This is a genomic window from Alphaproteobacteria bacterium (genome assembly GCA_015231795.1).
GTDB lineage: Bacteria > Pseudomonadota > Alphaproteobacteria > Rhodospirillales > WMHbin7 > WMHbin7.
In genome coordinates this window covers 519,490-535,243 of the sequence record JADGAX010000001.1, presented here as the reverse complement: position 1 = coordinate 535,243, position 15,754 = coordinate 519,490, and the positions used below count along the sequence as shown (strand labels likewise).

Annotated in this window: 19 protein-coding genes; 9 read left to right on the top strand and 10 right to left on the bottom strand. The window is 59.9% G+C overall.

What is annotated here, in order from left to right; translation table 11 throughout:
- Positions 1 to 3: 3 nt before the first annotated feature.
- Positions 4 to 1,731 (top strand): hypothetical protein, encoded by a 1,728-nt coding sequence (locus HQL44_02555; GenBank protein ID MBF0267453.1) that lies wholly within the window; start codon positions 4 to 6, stop codon positions 1,729 to 1,731.
- On the opposite strand, the gene rodA is transcribed toward HQL44_02555, so the two are convergent.
- The 7 genes from rodA to arsC form a co-directional block, all read right to left on the bottom strand.
- Positions 1,732 to 2,892, bottom strand: coding sequence for a rod shape-determining protein RodA (gene rodA, locus HQL44_02550; GenBank protein MBF0267452.1), 1,161 nt, complete (start codon positions 2,890 to 2,892; stop codon positions 1,732 to 1,734). It abuts the gene before it with no gap.
- On the bottom strand, positions 2,889 to 4,772 hold the full coding sequence (mrdA, locus tag HQL44_02545; protein ID MBF0267451.1) for a penicillin-binding protein 2: 1,884 nt from the start codon (positions 4,770 to 4,772) through the stop codon (positions 2,889 to 2,891). Before mrdA ends, rodA begins: the two co-directional genes overlap by 4 nt.
- A 1-nt stretch (position 4,773) precedes the next feature.
- Entirely contained in the window at positions 4,774 to 5,292 is a 519-nt protein-coding gene (gene mreD / locus HQL44_02540; protein MBF0267450.1) for a rod shape-determining protein MreD, read from the bottom strand.
- Positions 5,289 to 6,164 (bottom strand): rod shape-determining protein MreC, encoded by an 876-nt coding sequence (gene mreC, locus HQL44_02535; protein MBF0267449.1) that lies wholly within the window; start codon positions 6,162 to 6,164, stop codon positions 5,289 to 5,291. The genes mreD and mreC overlap by 4 nt, the downstream gene beginning before the upstream one ends.
- A 47-nt stretch (positions 6,165 to 6,211) precedes the next feature.
- Positions 6,212 to 7,252, bottom strand: coding sequence for a rod shape-determining protein (locus tag HQL44_02530; GenBank protein ID MBF0267448.1), 1,041 nt, complete (start codon positions 7,250 to 7,252; stop codon positions 6,212 to 6,214).
- A gap of 95 nt (positions 7,253 to 7,347) precedes the next feature.
- Entirely contained in the window at positions 7,348 to 8,913 is a 1,566-nt protein-coding gene (locus HQL44_02525) for a 2-isopropylmalate synthase (protein ID MBF0267447.1), read from the bottom strand.
- Between the two features lie 351 nt (positions 8,914 to 9,264).
- Positions 9,265 to 9,606 carry an arsenate reductase (glutaredoxin) gene (gene arsC, locus HQL44_02520; GenBank protein MBF0267446.1) on the bottom strand — a complete coding sequence of 114 codons (342 nt, stop codon included), beginning with the start codon at positions 9,604 to 9,606 and terminating at the stop codon, positions 9,265 to 9,267.
- A gap of 125 nt (positions 9,607 to 9,731) precedes the next feature.
- On the opposite strand from arsC, the gene HQL44_02515 reads away from it, so the two are divergent.
- The 7 genes from HQL44_02515 (at position 9,732) to HQL44_02485 (ending at position 13,163) form a co-directional block, all read left to right on the top strand.
- On the top strand, positions 9,732 to 11,069 hold the full coding sequence (locus HQL44_02515; protein MBF0267445.1) for a mechanosensitive ion channel family protein: 1,338 nt from the start codon (positions 9,732 to 9,734) through the stop codon (positions 11,067 to 11,069).
- Positions 11,070 to 11,094: 25 nt separating this feature from the next.
- Entirely contained in the window at positions 11,095 to 11,337 is a 243-nt protein-coding gene (locus tag HQL44_02510; GenBank protein ID MBF0267444.1) for a sugar transporter, read from the top strand.
- Positions 11,334 to 11,768 carry a hypothetical protein gene (locus HQL44_02505; protein MBF0267443.1) on the top strand — a complete coding sequence of 145 codons (435 nt, stop codon included), beginning with the start codon at positions 11,334 to 11,336 and terminating at the stop codon, positions 11,766 to 11,768. Before HQL44_02510 ends, HQL44_02505 begins: the two co-directional genes overlap by 4 nt.
- Positions 11,769 to 11,904: 136 nt before the next feature.
- Positions 11,905 to 12,309 carry a hypothetical protein gene (locus HQL44_02500; GenBank protein MBF0267442.1) on the top strand — a complete coding sequence of 135 codons (405 nt, stop codon included), beginning with the start codon at positions 11,905 to 11,907 and terminating at the stop codon, positions 12,307 to 12,309.
- A 51-nt stretch (positions 12,310 to 12,360) separates the two neighbouring features.
- Positions 12,361 to 12,540, top strand: a complete 180-nt coding sequence (locus HQL44_02495; GenBank protein ID MBF0267441.1) for a hypothetical protein — start codon at positions 12,361 to 12,363, stop codon at positions 12,538 to 12,540.
- On the top strand, positions 12,533 to 12,988 hold the full coding sequence (locus HQL44_02490) for a hypothetical protein (GenBank protein ID MBF0267440.1): 456 nt from the start codon (positions 12,533 to 12,535) through the stop codon (positions 12,986 to 12,988). The genes HQL44_02495 and HQL44_02490 overlap by 8 nt, the downstream gene beginning before the upstream one ends.
- Position 12,989: 1 nt before the next feature.
- Positions 12,990 to 13,163: a hypothetical protein gene (locus HQL44_02485; GenBank protein ID MBF0267439.1), complete on the top strand. Its 174-nt coding sequence runs from the start codon at positions 12,990 to 12,992 to the stop codon at positions 13,161 to 13,163.
- A gap of 100 nt (positions 13,164 to 13,263) precedes the next feature.
- Here the strand turns inward: HQL44_02485 and HQL44_02480 are convergent, their stop codons facing one another.
- On the bottom strand, positions 13,264 to 13,797 hold the full coding sequence (locus tag HQL44_02480) for a regulatory protein RecX (GenBank protein MBF0267438.1): 534 nt from the start codon (positions 13,795 to 13,797) through the stop codon (positions 13,264 to 13,266).
- A 123-nt stretch (positions 13,798 to 13,920) separates the two neighbouring features.
- On the opposite strand from HQL44_02480, the gene HQL44_02475 reads away from it, so the two are divergent.
- Positions 13,921 to 14,691, top strand: coding sequence for an ABC transporter permease (locus HQL44_02475; GenBank protein MBF0267437.1), 771 nt, complete (start codon positions 13,921 to 13,923; stop codon positions 14,689 to 14,691).
- A 9-nt stretch (positions 14,692 to 14,700) separates the two neighbouring features.
- On the opposite strand, the gene HQL44_02470 is transcribed toward HQL44_02475, so the two are convergent.
- Positions 14,701 to 15,252 carry a hypothetical protein gene (locus HQL44_02470; protein ID MBF0267436.1) on the bottom strand — a complete coding sequence of 184 codons (552 nt, stop codon included), beginning with the start codon at positions 15,250 to 15,252 and terminating at the stop codon, positions 14,701 to 14,703.
- Positions 15,253 to 15,356: 104 nt separating this feature from the next.
- Positions 15,357 to 15,572, bottom strand: coding sequence for a hypothetical protein (locus tag HQL44_02465; protein MBF0267435.1), 216 nt, complete (start codon positions 15,570 to 15,572; stop codon positions 15,357 to 15,359).
- Between the last annotated feature and the right edge of the window lie 182 nt (positions 15,573 to 15,754).

Genomic DNA, 15,754 nt, shown 5'->3' with positions numbered 1-15,754 from the left:
CGGGTGTCTTTGCGCTGGCTGCTGTCAGGCTCTTTTCTGCTGGCTGCGGCAACCCAGGCCGGGGCGATTCTTTCCGGCGTCACCCCCCTTCTTTCCGACCGATTGGTCGATGGTGATTGCTATATCCGCCTTGCCCGCGTCGAGGCTTTGCTGGGCGGGCAGGGCTGGTACGACGCCACCACCGTCTTATTGAACGCCCCTTACGGCGAAGCCCTGCACTGGACGCGACTGTTCGATCTTCTGATCGCCCTGGCGGCGTTGCCGTTGCTGCCCTGGCTGAGCGTGGAACAGTCGGTCTGGCAGGCAGGGCTGTGGATCAGCCCGCTTCTGGAATTGGCCGCCGTGGGTGCGCTGGTTTGGGGCTTGCGCCCGCATCTTTCGTCTCCGGCCATTCTGTTGGCGGTGGCGTTGTTCGTCTTGCAGCCCGGCATTGTGGGCGTTTTTCTGCCTGCCAGACCTGATCATCACGGGTTGCAGATCACCCTTGAGATTTGGGCGCTGGCGGGTTTGATGCGCCAAGGGACAAGGTCCGCCGTCTGGGCCGGTTTGGCGTCTGGATTGGCCTTGTGGGTCAGCGCCGAGGCCCTGTTGCTGATTCTTGCCGCCGGTCTGTGTCTGGGGCTGCTGTGGATTCTGAATGGCGCAAGCGAACGCAAACGGCTGCTCGCCTATTTGCTGACATTGTGCCTTGTCGCAGCTTGCGCGCTGGTTCTTGAACGCCCGCCAGCCAGTTGGATGGATCAGGAATATGACCGCCTCTCGCTGGTGCAATTCGGGCTGTGTTGTTTCCTGACGCTCAGTGCAGGTTGGACCATTATTGGGAACGACTGGGCCGACACGAAAGGTCGGCGGCTGTTGCTGGGCCTAGGCATGGCCGCCATGGCTGGCGGGCTGATGGCCTTGACCTTTCCCCAATTCTTTCGCGGCCCCTATGGCAATCTCGATCCCCGGCTGGTGCCCATCTGGTTCTCGCTGGTCAAGGAGGCCCAGCCACTATCCCTTGGCCCCAAGGCGGTTCTGCTGCTGGCCCCGCCTCTGATGGGCCTGATCTATGCCGCCTGGCGCTTCTGGCGGGAACCGGGCGGATTCATCCTGATCAGCCTGTGCGCGCTGCTGGTCTATGTGCCCGCCATGTTTTATCAGGTGCGCATCGCGGTCTTTGCCGCCGCCGCCGACGTATTGCCCTGGACCCTGCTGGCCCTGGCCGCGCTGCGCATGGGCAGGCTTCGCGTGCTGGCGGTGCCGCTGGTCTTGGTGGGGCCGCTTGCCGCGGCAGCCTTCGTCGCTAAAATGGGGCTGGGCCACGCAGACCCAGGCGCTCCCGACATTTGTTCGTGGGACAGGCTGGCCCATCATTTCAAGACAGAATGGCCCGATGATCGCAAGCCGATCCTGACCTACATCTTTCCCGGCCCCGAGCTTGCCTATCTCAGCCGCCATCCGGTGGTGGCGGGTCCATATCACCGCAGCACCGACGGCATTCTGGACATCGTCAACGCGCTGGGCGCCATGGACGACGCGCCCGCCCGCGAGGTGGCGCAACGTCGCCATATCGGCTGGGTGGCGGTCTGTGATCAGGAATCGGAAGGGCTGGGCTTCGACGCCAAACGGGGAGGTCTCGGATTTCATGCCAGACTGGCGCAAGGCGATGCGCCCGCATGGCTGAAAGCGGAGGCAGCCTTGCCGACATCCAAGGGAACATTCAGGATCTATCGGGTGGCGCTGGAATAGCTACACATCGTCCGAAGCGCCGCGCCGACCCATATTGACGTCGCGATGCACATAGACGCCGATCATCAAGCCAAAGCCGAACAGAAGCGTCAGCATCGCCGTTCCGCCATAGGAAATCAGCGGCAAGGGCACGCCGACCACCGGCAACAGGCCCATCACCATGGCGATGTTGATGAAGACGTAAAGAAAGAAAATATTGGTGATGCCCATGGCGACCAATCGCCCGAACTGGCTGCGCGACCTAAGCGCGATGGCGTAGCCATAGGCGATCAGGCAGGCGTACAGCACCAGCAGCAGCAGCCCACCGACCATGCCGAATTCTTCCGAGAACATGGTGAAGATGAAGTCGGTATGCTTTTCCGGCAAATAATTCAATTGGCTTTGCGTGCCTTCCATATACCCCTTGCCGAACAATCCGCCCGAGCCGAGCGCTATTTTCGATTGGGTGATGTGATAGCCAGCACCCAGCGGGTCGCGTTCGGGATTGAGGAAGGTCAGAACGCGGTTCTTCTGGTATTCGCGCAGGAACTGCCAGCCGATGGGAATGGCGCCGACGCCAAGGGCGATCAGGATTCCGAATTTCCACAAGCGAACGCCCGCCAAAAAGAAGGTGGCGCCGGAACCCAGAATCAGCAGGATGGCGGTGCCCAGGTCAGGTTGCACCACCACCAGGGCGGCGGGCAGCATCACCAAGCCCAGAGCGGGCAGCAGGAAAAGGGGGCGCCCGACATCTTCATGGCTGGCGCCGTGAAAATAGCGGGCCAGCGCCAGCACTAGGGCGATCTTCATGATCTCCGAAGGCTGAATCTGCACGAATCCCAGGTTGATCCAGCGCTGAGCGCCCATGCCGATGGTGCCGAACAGATCCACCAGAATCAGCAGGAACAGGGCCACGCCATAGATCAGGTATGCCTGACGCATCCAAAAACGCACATCGACCAGGGCGACGGCAATCATCAGCCCGACGCCGAAGGCGAAACGCACGATCTGCTTGTTGGCCCAGGGCGACATGCTGCCGTCGGCGGCCGAGTAGAGCATGAAGAAACCGACCCCAGCGACCAGGGAGATCAAAGCCACCAGCGACCAGCTGACATGCCACAGCTTCTCGCCGATCCCCATATTGCCGTCGCGGCGCATATTTCCCCTGGGTTCCAGGATCATCCGGCGCGGTCCTTCTCGGCAGAATAGGCAAAGCGGTCGCGAGCGCCTTCGGAGACAGGATCGCGCCGCAAGGTTTCCATCATGACGTCGCGCGCGATGGGGGCGGCCACGGCAGAGCCGCCGCCGCCATGTTCGACGATGACGGCGATCGCGTATTTCGGGTCGTCGTCGGGGGCATAGGCCACGAACAGCGCGTGGTCGCGTTCCTTCCAGGGCAGTTCGTCATTCTTCTTAACCCCGGTGTCGCGCTCGCGCATGGTGATGCGGCGCACCTGGGCCGTTCCCGTCTTTCCGCACATGATCCAATTGGGATTGGGCAGGCGGGAACCCAGCGCCGTGCCGCCCGGCTCGTTGACGACCATGCGCATTCCCTTGCGCACGATGGCCAGATTGGCCTTGTTGATCTGGATGCTGGGATAAGTGGGGGTGGGCAGGGGGGCCGATTCATGGCCGGTCGCCACTTCGTAGGTCAGGCGGGGCCGCACAGCGATGCCGCCATTGGCGATCCTGGCCGTCATGGCGGCCAGTTGCAGCGGCGTGGTCAGCATGTATCCCTGACCGATGCCCGCCACCAGGGTTTCGCCCTGCGACCAGGCCGAACGCAGATTGCGCAGCTTCCATTCGCGATTGGGCACCAACCCCGGCTTTTCGCCGGCCAGATCGATATCCAACGTGTTGCCCAGACCGAATCTTTTGGCCATGTCGGCGATGCGGTCAATGCCGACGCGTTTGGCGATTTCATAGAAGTAGACGTCGCAGCTGTGCATGATGCCGCGCAGCATGTCGACATAGCCGTGGCCTTCCTTCTTCCAGCAGTGGAAGACCGAGTTGCCAAGTTCGACATGGCCCGAACAGTGGACGTTGAAATCGGGGCTGACGACATTGTGTTCAAGCGCTGCCAGCGCCACCATCATCTTGAAGGTCGAGCCGGGCGCGTATTGCCCGGCAATGCATTTGTTGAGCAGCGGCGTTCTGGGATGCTGGATCAGGTCTTTCCATTGTTCGGCGTTCAGCCCCTGGGCGAAGGCGTTGGGATCGTAGCCGGGGGCCGACGCCATGACCAGAACCTGACCGGAATGAACGTCCATCACCACGCAAGAAGCGCTTTGCTCGCCCAGGCGCTGATAAGCGAAGTCTTGCAGGGCGGCATCGATGGTCAAGCGCACTTCCGCGCCGGGCTGACCCTCGTTCCTGGCCAATTCGCGAATCACGCGTCCCAGCGCATTCACCTCAAGCTGCGTGTTGCCGCCCTTGCCGCGCAGGGCCAGATCGTGCACGCGCTCGACCCCCGCCTTGCCGATGCGGAATCCTGGCAGTTCCAGCAGCGGGTCGCCGGTCAGGTCTTGCTCCGACACCACCGAAACATAGCCCAGCACATGCGAGAAACGATCCGCTTTGGGATAGAAGCGGCTTTGTCCGACATCGATCATGCAGCCCGGCAGATCGGCGGCGTTCAGCTCAACGCGGGCCACGTCGTTCCAGGTCAGGTTCTCGCGCACCGTGACGGGCATGAAACTTCTGCGCCGCTTGGCCTCGCGCAAAATCTTGGTCTTCTCGTGGTCGGACAAGGGGATGATCTCGCTGGCCGCTTCCAGCGTGGCTTCGATGTCCGTTGCCTGTTCAGGCACCAGCAGCATGCGGTAATTTTCCTGATTGATGGCCAGCGGCACGCCGAAACGGTCGAGGATACGTCCGCGAGGCGGGGCCAGCAGGCGCAGGCTGATCCGGTTTTCCTCGGCCAAGGTGGCGAATTTCTCGCGCTCGATCACCTGAAGGTAATACATGCGCCCCGCCAGCGCCGTGAACAACAGCAGCTTGCCTCCCGCCAGCAAGGTGGCGCGGCGCGAGAAGACTTTGTTGCGATCAGCTTGGCGGCTCATCTCATTCTTCCTTCAGAAGCGTTTGATGAGCCAGGCCCATGAGGCGGGCGAACAACGGATAGGTCAGCACCGTCAACACGAACTGGGTAAAGGCGGGATTAGGGTTGGTGGGGGTTCCGGCCAGAACCGAAACCAGAATCCAGGTCAGGAGCGAGGCGCCCGCACCGGCCAGCGCGAAACCAACCCAGACGACAAGAAAACCGTGCGACAGAAACGAGCGGCGTCTGGTTTGCGCAAAGCCGTGAACCAGCAGCATGACCAGCGCGCTGACGCCGATCGGCAGGCCGAACAGAAGATCCTGCGCTATGCCGATGACGAAGGCGGACGGGCCGTTCAAAAGATCGGGGCGATAGACGCCCCAATAGAAAACGCCCATCAAGGCCAGCGGCGGCATGATGCTGGCCAGTCCCGGCAGTTTCAGCGGCAGCAGGGAAATCAGCAAAAGCAGCAAGGTGAGGAGTACCGGCAATACATGCCGGGCCGCCATGTCCAGGCGCTGGGTCAGGCCCGCCGGTCTCAACGCTTGGCTCCGGCGCTTACCCCCTCCTCCGGAGGCGTGATGGCGCCGCCCAGGCCGTAATCGACAATGCGCACATATTCCAGCTTGTGGCGATTGACGAACGGCTCGACGCGCACGACGCCGTCGGGGCCTTGCAACATCAGGCCAACCGGCAGGCCGGGCGGCAGCACGCCGCCATGGCCCGAGGTGACGACACGGTCGCCGGGAAGCAGGCGCAGCGTGTCGGACAGATAATTCAGCTTCGGACGCTCGCCGTTGTCGCCAGTCATGATGGCCCGCGTGCGGCTGGTTTCCAGCATGACCGGCAGATGCGAGTTGAGATCGGTCAGCAGCAAGACGCGCGACGAATGTTGCCCCACCTGATGCACGCGCCCGATCAATCCTTCGCCGCTGACCACGGCTTGGCCCTTGCGAACGCCATCGCGCGAGCCTGCGTTGATCAGCACGCTGTGCGCGAAAGCGCCACCCGAATCCGCCACCACGCGGGCGGCCACGAAACCGGCGTCGGGGCCGGGCACGAAATTCAGCAATTCCTTCAATTGGGCGTTTTCGCTTTCCAGGCGCCGGGCGGCTTCCTGCCAGCGCAACAGCTTCTGGTTTTCATCGCGCAGGGCCGTGTTTTCCGTGCGGATATGGCCTAGCTGGCGCACATTGTCCACCATCTCGGCCATGGTGGCGGCAGGCCTTGAAAGCATTTCCAGGATGGGGGTGACCGTATCGACCGCCGTGGCGCGCAGGCGTTCGACCAGCACGGTATCGGCCTTGCCGACCAGCATCAGCGCGAAAGCCGCCACCGCCATGGTGGCGAAGGCGAAGCGCTGGGCCAGTTGCCTGACGATAGCCAATCTTGCGGTCGAACCTGAAGGCTTCACTCACCCTCCCTGCGCCATATAAACCGACCTATTTTAGGCCGGTGTGATTAATACATCGTTGCCAGAACTTGGCGGAACTTCTTCATTTCGTCCAAGGCGCGGCCCGTTCCCAGCGCCACGCAAGACAGCGGATCGTCGGCGATCGACACCGGCAGACCGGTGGCGTGGCGCAGCACGTAATCGAGGTTGGACAAAAGGGCGCCGCCGCCGGTCAGCACAATGCCCTTGTCCACGATGTCGGCGGCCAGTTCGGGGGCCGTATGTTCCAGGGCCACCTTCACCGCTTCGATGATGGCGCCCACCGGTTCGGCCAGGCTTTCGGCGATCTGATGTTCGGTGACCAGCAGTTCCTTGGGCACGCCATTCATCAGGTCGCGGCCCTTGATCTCCATGGTCCGCCCATCGCCGTCTTCGGGCGGGCAGGCCGAGCCGATTTCCTTCTTGATGCGTTCGGCCGAGCTTTCGCCGATCAGAAGATTGTGGTTGCGCCGGATGAAGCCGATGATGGCCTCGTCCATCTTGTCGCCGCCCACGCGCACCGAGCGCGAATAGACGATGCCGCCCAAGCTAAGCACCGCCACTTCGGTGGTGCCGCCGCCAATATCGACCACCATCGAACCGGTGGGTTCGGTGACCGGCAGACCGGCGCCGATGGCGGCCGCCATCGGCTCCTCGATCAGATAGACGCGCCTAGCGCCTGCGCTTTCCGCCGAATCTTGAATGGCGCGCCGCTCGACGGCGGTGGAACCCGACGGCACGCAGACGACGATCAAGGGGCTGGCGAAGGTCTTGCGGTTGTGAACCTTGCGGATGAAATGCTTGATCATTTCTTCCGCCACTTCGAAATCGGCGATCACGCCGTCGCGAAGCGGGCGGATGGCCTGGATCGAACCCGGCGTGCGGCCCAGCATCTGCTTGGCCTCGTTGCCGACCGCCAGAACCTGCTTCTTGCCCTTGACGTCCGCGATGGCCACCACCGATGGCTCGTTGAGCACGATGCCGCGCCCCTTCACGTAAACCAGCGTGTTGGCCGTGCCAAGATCAATGGCCATATCGGCCGACATCATACCCATCAGACGCGAAAACATTTGTACCGACCGCTCCGTTTGAACTGTTTAACTTTTCGGAAAACCCGAAACGCCTTTCTTGCGTTTCGGATTTCCAAACCTCTCGTGCTTATTCCCTAGGCCGACAAGGCTTCGGGCGCCGACCGCGTGCGTTTCACGACCAGCTTGTTGATGGCGTTCACATAGGCCTTGACCGAGGCGACGATGGTGTCGGTGTCAGCCCCCTGGCCATTGACCGATTTGCCGTGTTCCTCCAGCCTGACCGATACTTCGGCTTGCGCGTCGGTGCCCTCGGTCACCGCGCTGACCTGATAGAGCAACAGCTTGGCTTCGTGCGGGAACAGCGACTTGATGGCGTTGAATGCGGCGTCCACCGGCCCGTCTCCGGATGCCGTCGCCGACAGCAACTGGCCGTCCATTTCCAATTCCAGCACCGCCTTGGGCGGCGCCTTCGATCCACAATGCAAATCCAGGCTGACGAAACGCACGGCGTCGGAAGCGCGCAGCAATTCGTCGTCGACCAGCGTGGCGATATCCTCGTCGAAGATTTCGCGCTTGCGGTCGGCCAGATCCTTGAAGCGCTTGAAGGCTTCCTTCAGCGCATTGTCGCCCATCTCATAGCCCAGCTCCTTCAGCTTGGCCTTGAAGGCGGCGCTGCCCGACAGCTTGCCGAGAACCAGTTTCGAGCGGTTCAGTCCCACCGATTCCGGCGTCATGATTTCGTAGGTCTGGGCGTTTTTCAAAACGCCGTCCTGATGGATGCCCGATTCATGCGCAAAAGCGTTGGCGCCGACGATGGCCTTGTTGGGCTGCACCACGAACCCGGTGATGTTGGAAACCAGATGCGAGGCCTTCATGATGTTTTCGGTCTTGACGCCGGTGGCGTAGGGCAGGCGGTCGTGGCGCGTGCGCAGCGCCATGACGATCTCTTCCATCGCGGCGTTGCCCGCGCGCTCGCCCAGGCCGTTGATGGTGCATTCGATCTGACGAGCGCCCGCATTCACGGCGGCCAGCGAATTGGCCACCGCCAAGCCCAGATCGTTGTGGCAATGGACCGAGATGATAGCCTTGTCGATATTGGGCACGCGGTTGAACAGCATGGCGATCAGGGCCGCGTATTCGTCGGGCACCGAATAGCCCACGGTATCGGGGATGTTGATGGTTCTGGCCCCCGAGGCGATGGCGGCTTCCACGCAGCGGCACAGGAAATCATGCTCGGTGCGCGAGCCGTCCTCGGCCGACCATTCCACGTCGTCGGTGAATTTGCGGGCGTACGAAACGGAATCGATCACCGCCTGATAGACCTTCTCGGGTTCCATCTGCAGCTTGAACTTCATGTGCAGGGGCGAGGTGGAGATGAAAGTGTGGATGCGCCCAGAAGCGGCTGGCTTGATGGCCTCGGCGCAGCGTTCGATATCGCCCTTGGTGGCCCTGGCCAGACCGCAGACCGTGGATTTCTTCACGGTTTCGGCGATGCGCTTCACGGCTTCGAAATCGCCCGGCGATGAAATGGGGAAACCGGCCTCGATGACGTCGACGCCCATTTCCTCCAGCGTGGTGGCGATCTTCAGCTTTTCGTCCAGATTCATCGACGCACCCGGCGACTGCTCGCCATCGCGCAGGGTTGTGTCGAAGATGATGACGCGGTTCGAGCCGGACGCCGGTGACTTGGAACTATTCATGGGATGGACCCTTTCACGAAAAACTTGAATTCGACTTGTCGGTACTGCAAGCGCCCTTGGGCGCGCTCTCGCCCCAAGCGGTCCGGCAAAACGGAGCGCTCAGGGGTACCTAAGTCGAAGCAGAAGGGCCTGCGGACGACACAGCACGGCACGACCAGCCAGCGCCTTGCAAGGCACTGTTTTCGTCTGCCTGATTCCGTTGTCCTGCGGGTCCATCCGGGCCTTCAGTTTCTCGTGGCAAAAAAACACGAACGCTTGAGCGCGACGCGTCATGCGCGCGCTGGCGTCTAAAGTCGTCCGAAGGTGCCCGTTTGTCAACGGATTTCCTTGTGATTCTTGCAAAAATACCGGCTAGAGAATCGACAGCACGGCTTCGGGCGGACGGCCCAGAACGGCCTTGTTTCCCGCCACCACGATGGGGCGTTCCAAGGCCTGGGGATGGCGCGACAGGCCAGCGATCAGGGCCTCGTCGGACAAGGCGGGGTCGGCCAGTCCGAATTCGGCGGCTTCCTTGTTGCGCAGGATTTCACGCGGGCCGACATGCAACTGCTTGAGCAAGCGGCGGATCTCGGTGGCCGAGGGAGGCGTTTTGAGATATTCGACGATCTCCGGCTCGATGCCCTTTGATATAAGTATGTCAAGGGCTTGGCGAGATTTCGAGCAACGGGGATTGTGATAGATGGTGACTTTCATGTCCTGCCTATGACCTCAAGCCAGGCATGGCCCCCGGATCGGCCTGCATGGCAATTCCCCTTGATGTGAAATTGTGCCACAAGAGGGAGATGTTGGGGAGCGGATTTTCATCCGGAGATGTACTCATGCGGCTTGTTTCATCGATCATTGCGCTATGGCTGGCCTTTGCCCTGCCGATGCAGGCGGCGGCCCAGGATGCCCCGCCGCCCGACGAGGTCAAGACGCTGCTCAAAGTCCTTGAGGACGATGCCGCCCGCGCCAAGCTGATCGCCAGGATCAAGGAGACGCAAACCATTCCCGCCGTCCAGCCCGTAAGCCCGCTTACCGAGAAATTGCCAGGGTTTTTCAAAAGGATAGGCGTCAAGCTAAAGAAGATGTCGCCCGAGGACATTGCCCAAAGCATTGGTCTGTCGCTGGCCGCTCTGCTGCTGGCCTGGGCGGCGGCGGGGCTGTTGCAGTCGGGGCTGGAGCGCGGCGTGGCGCAGTTGAAGCGCCATGAAGAGAGGATGCCGGGCTTGGCCATGCGGGCCGGGCGCTACCGTCCCTTTCTGAAAGGCGTCATCCGTCTGCTGGCCGTCATGGCGGCGGTGGTCGGGGTGCTGCAGGCCTTCGATCTGGATGCGCTGGCTTGGTTCGAGGGGACAAAGGGCCGCTGGCTGGCTTGGCGGGTCGTGACCGTTCTGCTGGTGGCGATGGTGGCCCTGATCTTGTGGGAACTGGCGGCGGCGGCGCTGGAAGGGGCCTTGCGCCGCCTGGACGGGCAGGGGGGGCGTCGCCATGGGCGGCTGAAAACCTTGGCCCCCTTGCTGCGAACCTTGGTCGCCATCGTCCTGATCGCCATGTCTGTCTTGATCATGCTGTCGGAACTGGGCGTCAACATCGCCCCGCTGTTGGCCGGTGCGGGCATGGTCGGCCTGGCCTTTGGCCTGGGCGCTCAAAAGCTGGTGCAAGATCTGCTGGGCAGCATCTCGATGCTGCTGGAAGACACGCTGGCGGTGGGCGACGTGGTGCGCATCGGCGAGCATGCGGGGGTTATCGAAAAGATGACCCTGGTGGATATTCAATTGCGCGATCAGGCGGGCTATCTGCACGTCATTCCCTTCAGCAAGATCGAATCCTTCGTCAACATGACGGTGGATTTCTCCTATGCCATGTTCGAGGTGGGCGTTTCTTACCGCGTCAATGTGGACGAGGTGATGAAGGTGCTGGCCGATCTGGGCGGCCAGATGGCCGAGGACGAACAGTTCGGCCAGTTGATCCAAGAGCCGTTGGAAGTTCTGGGGTTGGACAAGTTCACGGACTCGGCGGTGATCTTGAAGGCGCGCATGAAAACCGAACCCGGCAAGCAGTGGGTGGTGATGCGCGAATTCAACCGGCGCATGAAGGCGAAGTTCGACGAACTGGGCATCGAAATCCCCTTCCCGCAGATCATGGTTTGGATGGGCGAGGGGAAGAAGGGCTAGCAGGAAAAACAGCAAGGAGTATGACATGGCCAAGCGGAAAATCAGCGACGCGAAGATTGTAGGCTTCGTCGGCTGGGCGATCGTGATCTATGCCGTTTTGCGTTACGGCTACGCCTATTACGATATTTCTTCCGACGCATCCGTGCGCGCCTATGCGTTCTTGGTGCTGATCGAAGGCGGCTTTTACCTGCTGATCGGCGTGATCGTCCTGTTCGTCGCCAAGCGTCTCGAGCGCAAGGCGGCGGCAAAGCAAGGGGAGGCAAAATGAAAACGCTGAATTGGTGTTTGTTGTTGGTGGCGTTCCTTGTTCCAAACTTGGCGCAAGCCCAGGAGAATCTTGGGGAATTGGTCAGTCAAGGCGGCAAGAAGATCGAACGGGAAGAGTTGGTCGAGCTGCTTTCCGGTTTGGTGATGACGGGCGAAAGCCTCAACAATGCGAGCGCAATCATCCATTTTGAATATGAGGGCGACGGCAGCGTTGCGGGGTTCTCCCGAACAGCGGACGGGCGGGAATTTAGAAGCAAGGGCAAGTGGACGGTCGATGCGGCGGGCAAGTTCTGCCGCGACATGATTCGCGAGAGCAACGGAACGCGCTGGGGCGATTGCCGTTTCTTTTACCGGTTGAATGACGGCTATTTCGCCACCGACCCCGACAACCCATCGGCCAAGGTGGAAAAGCGGGTATTCACGAAGAAGTGAGGCTTGCGTGATTGCTGGAAGATTCGGGGGGCGGGTCTTGATTGATTCCTAATTTCCCGCATGGACAGAATCGGCGAAGTCGCAAGAATAGGAAACGATCAAGACTTGCCCCCGTTTTCACTCGCAGGAGAGCATGATGAGTGACGACAAGATTGAGTATGATGAAAAGACCCATATGTCGTATGACAGGGAAATTGGCGCGGGATTCTGCGGACAGCGAGGCTCTCCAGATAGCGTGAACGCAAGAATTTACACGTATCAACGTGAAGGGCTTACGTTTAACTTTGAAATTAATTTCTTAGATGAAAAAAAATATTCAAGAATAGAATTACAGGAGAACCCTATGAGCGGCATGTTCCAGTTCTCTTCGTCATTCCGAAAAGAGAAGAAAAGAGGTTTGTTGAAAAATTTACTAAAGCGATGGGTCGCGAGCCGAGCGATTACGACATCGCGAGGTTCAAATTGCTGGTTGTTGAGGGAATTACAAGAAGCGCCACCTATAACGGCAAGCATCCGCAGCTGTTCCCAAACGGGAAAGTAATTTTCGAATCTGATCAGATTGCCGCAAGCATTAAGACAGGGGGGAAGTGACATGAGTCTGTTCAGCCGCGAACAACTTGTGGATATGGCGCTTGAGCGCTACCCCGACCTGGATGCAGTCGTTAAGCAGGCCATCAGGGATTCGTATCTCGATACATCAAGCCCCAACGCGCTTGGCAGAGTTCTTGATGGAATCGACGCGCGTTCCGCTGCAGGAGAGCATGATGAGTGACGACATGATCGAGTATGATGAAAAAGCCCATATGTCGTACGACAAAGAAGCTGGGGCAAGTCTCCGCAGTGTGCGGGGTTCTCCAGATACAGTTAATGGCATTATCTTTAGGTACTGCCTTGGAGATTTCGAATATAAATTTGAGGTAAATATGCTCAAAGAAAAAAAACTATTCGAAAACACAATTACTGGCGAACCCTATGAGCGGCATGTTCCTGTTCTTTTCGTTATTCCGAAAATTGAAGAAAAAGATTTTGTTGAAAAATTTACTAAAGCGAAGGGTCGCGAGCCGAGCGATTACGACATCGCAAGGTTCAAATTGTTGGTTGTTGAGGGAATTACCAGAAGCGCCACCTTTAACGGCAAGTATCCTGAACTGTTTCCAGATGGGAAAGTAATTTTCGAATCTGATCAGATTGCCGCAAGCATTAAGACAGGGGGGAAGTGAGATGAGCCTGTTCAGCCGTGAACAACTTGTGGACTCTTCGACGTTTCATGTGGAGTTGCCAACCTTTCAACGCATCGTCATGCCCGGCCTTGAGCCGGGCATCCACGCCTTGTCTTCTGGTGGCCTTGCAATAAAATTGTGGATGGCCGGGTCAAGCCCGGCCATGACGGATTAATACATCCGACAAAATCCATTTCCAGCGTCGAGGAGCCAACTGGTGGATATGGCGCTTGGGCGCTACCCCGATTTGGATGTCGTCGTTAAGCATAGCCCTTTCAGTCACCAATCTCCCCATCCCCCTCGATAATCTCCCGGGCCAAGTCCCAGCCGAAACCGGCCCGCGCCAGGGCTTGGATATCCTTGGTCTTGTGGGCTTCGCGCAGGTCGTCGGGTCGATAAGGCCCCAGGCGTTTCTTGCGGGCGAAGGCAAGGGCGGCGGCGCGGTCGGCATTCCCCTCCAACTCGTCGGACAATTTGGTCATCGCCGCCTCGGCCGTGTCCTGGTCCACCCCCTTCATGCGCAGCGCCCAGCGCACCTGATTGCTGGGTTTGCCCCTACGGTTCATGCTTTCGGCCTTGATCTCGGCATAGGCGGCGTCGTTCAGGTAGCCCAGCCCCTCCAGCTTATCCAGCAAGGCCTCGATCCAGGCCAGACCCTCATGAGGGTCGGTGTCGTGGGCCTTGGCCGAGCGGGCGACACGGTTCATCAGCACGCGTTTTAAGTTGGCGCGCGAGGTGGAAAAGCGCTCCAGATAATGGATGGCGGCGTTTTCCAGGCTTTTCGGGGTCGCTTTGCGAGGTTGTTTCATGGCAAGCGGTCAGCTTTCAGCAGTCGGCGTCCAGCTTAGAACATTGAAACGGGGCGGAAAAGCTGATAGCTGATGGCTGACTGCTGAAGGCTTCGAACCATGACTCCCAACATCTACCCCGCGATGGGTCTTGTGAACTGGCTGGGCCTGTGGACCTTGCTGTCCAAGGAAGTGCGCCGGTTTCTCAAAGTCTATTTCCAGACCATCTTCGCGCCCGTGGTCACCACGCTTTTGTTTCTGGCCGTGTTCGCGCTGGCTTTGGGCCGCAAGGTCGAGATGGTGGCGGGCGTGCATCTGCTGGAATTCCTGGCCCCTGGCCTGATCATGATGACCATGGTGCAGAACGCTTTCGCCAATTCCTCCTCGTCGCTGATCATGGCCAAAGTGCAGGGCAACATCATCGACGTGCTGATGCCGCCCCTAAGCGCCGGCGAGTTGGTGGTGGGATTCGCCGGCGGCGGCATGATCCGGGGCCTGCTGGTGGGGATGGTGGTGGCCGCCACCATGGCCTTCTTCGTGCCGATGGCCGCACCGCACCCCTTCTTCATCGTCTATCACGCGGTGGCGGCGTCGCTGATGCTGTCGCTTCTGGGCATGATGGGCGGCATCTGGGCCGACAAATTCGACCATATGGCCGCCGTCACCAACTTCATCGTCACGCCCTTGTCGTTCCTGTCGGGCACCTTCTACACTATCGACCGCCTGCCCGAGGTCTTTCACACCCTGGCCCTGATCAATCCCTTCTTCTACATGATCGACGGCTTTCGCTATGGCATGATCGGTCATGCCGACGGCAGTCTGCTGGCAGGTGCTCTGTATATCGGCTTGGTCGATTTGCTGCTGCTGTTCCTAAGCTGGCGGATGTTCAAGCTGGGATATAAGTTAAAGGCTTAATTATAAGTCTCAGCCCTTCAGCCGTCCCAGCGCCGCCGTGAGATTCACCACCAGAATGGCGCCGCATTCGCGCAGATTAAGCCCTGCCTGACCGGGCGCATTGCTTAGGGCCAGCACGGCGCCGGTGGCAAAGCCAAGCCCATAGCCATCGCCCTGAGGGGCGACGATCAGCCAGACCGCATGAGTGCCGCGCCTAGCGCGTTCGAAGGCCTCTTCCTGCCCGGCCATGCCCTCTTGGCGGCGCAGGGTGGCGGCCAATTCGGCCAGCATGCCCACCGGCAGATGGAAGGTCTTGTGCGCTTCGGTCAAGATGGCGGCCAATTCGCATTCCGCTTGGCTGTACAGCCGCCAGGCCCCGCTGCCCTTGCGATCGGTGCCTTCCAAGGGCTTAAGCGCCCCGCCATCGGTCCAAAGCTGAAGCGATCTGGGCTTGGCCCCAACCAGCTTGGCCAATTGGTTGAGCGTCACCAGCGTCTCTTCGAAAGTGCGCTTTACGTTTTTAGCCTTCCTGGTGGACGCAGACGGCGCATCGAACAAGCTGTGGGGCAGATCGTCTGGCATGATTGAATTAGAATAGCTGAAAGATCAGAGGGATAGGCCGTGCCCAGGAGAAAGTGAATCACCGGACCCAAGAAAAATACGCGATGCGCATTTAAATGTCAAAGTTAGCCTTCGCTGTGAACGATGCCCAATTTCTCGCGGCTGTCGGCCAGCAATTGCAGCGCCACCGCGCCCTTGGCCGAGCGCACGATCAGCGAGCAGGCCCAGTTTCCCGGCGACAGTTCCATCGCATCGGTGATTTCGATGGCGGTGACGTCCTCGATATCCATGCTGATGCTGTGATTATTGTTGAAGGAGATCGAGGCGACGGTGTCGGCCATGGGGAATTCATCCTGTTGTCTGGGGTGTTAAAGGCTTTCCAGAAATCATGTGGCGCAGGGGGCTGGCCCGTCAATGGCCTTTAGAACTGTTGGATTTCAGCATACGGTATAATAATACCGCATAAGAATTTTTCAGCATTTTCCGGCCTGGGCCGTTGACATGCGGCGCTAAATCGCCATAC

Bases quoted from the DNA above. Each gene is read 5' to 3' on its own strand.
- rodA (MBF0267452.1), bottom strand. From the start codon at position 2,892: ATGATCCTGGAACCCAGGGGAAATATGCGCCGCGACGGCAATATGGGG.
- mrdA (MBF0267451.1), bottom strand. From the start codon at position 4,772: ATGAGCCGCCAAGCTGATCGCAACAAAGTCTTCTCGCGCCGCGCCACC.
- HQL44_02530 (MBF0267448.1), bottom strand. From the start codon at position 7,252: ATGTTTTCGCGTCTGATGGGTATGATGTCGGCCGATATGGCCATTGAT.
- HQL44_02525 (MBF0267447.1), bottom strand. From the start codon at position 8,913: ATGAATAGTTCCAAGTCACCGGCGTCCGGCTCGAACCGCGTCATCATC.
- arsC (MBF0267446.1), bottom strand. From the start codon at position 9,606: ATGAAAGTCACCATCTATCACAATCCCCGTTGCTCGAAATCTCGCCAA.
- HQL44_02515 (MBF0267445.1), top strand. From the start codon at position 9,732: ATGCGGCTTGTTTCATCGATCATTGCGCTATGGCTGGCCTTTGCCCTG.
- HQL44_02510 (MBF0267444.1), top strand. From the start codon at position 11,095: ATGGCCAAGCGGAAAATCAGCGACGCGAAGATTGTAGGCTTCGTCGGC.
- HQL44_02505 (MBF0267443.1), top strand. From the start codon at position 11,334: ATGAAAACGCTGAATTGGTGTTTGTTGTTGGTGGCGTTCCTTGTTCCA.
- HQL44_02500 (MBF0267442.1), top strand. From the start codon at position 11,905: ATGAGTGACGACAAGATTGAGTATGATGAAAAGACCCATATGTCGTAT.
- HQL44_02495 (MBF0267441.1), top strand. From the start codon at position 12,361: ATGAGTCTGTTCAGCCGCGAACAACTTGTGGATATGGCGCTTGAGCGC.
- HQL44_02490 (MBF0267440.1), top strand. From the start codon at position 12,533: ATGAGTGACGACATGATCGAGTATGATGAAAAAGCCCATATGTCGTAC.
- HQL44_02485 (MBF0267439.1), top strand. From the start codon at position 12,990: ATGAGCCTGTTCAGCCGTGAACAACTTGTGGACTCTTCGACGTTTCAT.
- HQL44_02480 (MBF0267438.1), bottom strand. From the start codon at position 13,797: ATGAAACAACCTCGCAAAGCGACCCCGAAAAGCCTGGAAAACGCCGCC.
- HQL44_02475 (MBF0267437.1), top strand. From the start codon at position 13,921: ATGGGTCTTGTGAACTGGCTGGGCCTGTGGACCTTGCTGTCCAAGGAA.
- HQL44_02470 (MBF0267436.1), bottom strand. From the start codon at position 15,252: ATGCCAGACGATCTGCCCCACAGCTTGTTCGATGCGCCGTCTGCGTCC.
- HQL44_02465 (MBF0267435.1), bottom strand. From the start codon at position 15,572: ATGGCCGACACCGTCGCCTCGATCTCCTTCAACAATAATCACAGCATC.